This window comes from Streptomyces sp. WELS2, from assembly GCF_013870595.1.
In the GTDB taxonomy this organism is placed as follows: Bacteria; Actinomycetota; Actinomycetes; order Streptomycetales; family Streptomycetaceae; genus Streptomyces.
This window is the reverse complement of sequence record NZ_JACBWZ010001309.1, coordinates 1-1,176: the sequence shown is the minus strand read 5'-3', so window position 1 is coordinate 1,176 and position 1,176 is coordinate 1. Positions and strand designations below refer to the sequence as shown.

Sequence of the window (1,176 nt, the reverse complement as noted above, 5' to 3'; positions counted from 1 at the left end):
CGTTGACGATGTGGTTGTAGCGGTAGGCGCCGTAGTAACTGGTCGGCCAGCCCTCGATGCTGGCGTTGTTGATGTTGGCGGCGGTCGGCCCGTGGGTGGGGTTGTTCGGGTTGGACTCGGCGTAGTAGGTGAAGTCGCCGTTGGCCTTGTTCGTCCACTTGTTGAAGATGAAGGTGTGGGCGTCGGTGTAGTCCAGGATGTCGCCGCCCTGGAGCTGGCTGAAGCCGATCTTCGTGGAGACGTTCGGCAGGGTCCAGGTGGTGAGGCTGTCCGTCAGGTGCCAGGCCATGGAGACGTAGCCGGAACAGTCCTCGCGGTAGGTGCCGTTGGCGTCGGTCTTGTAACCGGACTGGTTGTAGGGGACCTTCTCGTCCACCCAGCTCTGGGCGCGGGCGAGGACCTCGCCACGGGTGATCGGGCCGCCGGCGGTGGACGCGGCGTGCGCGGCCGGGGCGTTGACGAGCGGGAAGGCCAGAGCGGCGGCGACGGTGGCGATGGCGGACAGGCGCAGGGACTTGCGGGAACGGCTGGACATGCCGGGATCCTTTGCTGTGGAAGAAGACTGTGGGTGGGTGGGGCGAAGACTGTGGTGGGCCCGGACGTCAGCGGGCCAGGATGGCGAGCGTGGCGCGGTCGTCGCGGATGTCGTACGAGTGCCGGGGGCCGGCCGCGGTGCGCATCTCGGTGAACTGCAGGACGGTCACCGTGGCGCCGCGGCGGACCAGGTAGACGTGGTTGGTCTGGGCGCCGGGGGCGGACATGCCGGCCACTCCGGTCCACTCCCTGCGGTAGGCGTTGCCGTCGGCGGTGGCCGCGGTGCGCTCCACACGGGCGTCGGCGGTCAGTCCGGCCTCGCGCTGGGTCCGGCGTGAGGTGTCCTGGCAGTGGGCCAGGTCCGTCACGAGGTTCTGGTAGGCGCCGGTGGCGGCGGCCTCGGTGGCGAAGGAGAAGGAGTCCTCGATGGCCGGGGTCTTGAACGCGCTGACGTAGCCCTGCTGCTGCCAGGAGGCGGCGCCGCGCACGGTGGCGCACTCGTTGAGCCGTGTCTCGGGGCCCACGGGACGGGTGTTGGCCGGTCCCATCGGCTTCCACCGGGCCGCCTCGCTGTCGGGCAGGCTCTTGGCGGGCAGCGGCTCGGGCGGCTTCGGTGCGGCCGTGTGCAAGGGCCCGGTACGT

General features: G+C 70.2%; 1 protein-coding gene and 1 pseudogene. Both read right to left on the bottom strand.

The features are described from left to right. Positions 1 to 535 (bottom strand): annotated as a pseudogene (locus H5J33_RS35975) (hypothetical protein); the annotation flags it as partial. A 67-nt stretch (positions 536 to 602) separates the two neighbouring features. Further along, positions 603 to 1,176: hypothetical protein (locus tag H5J33_RS35970; RefSeq protein WP_220213059.1), on the bottom strand; the 574-nt coding region annotated here is incomplete at its 5' end.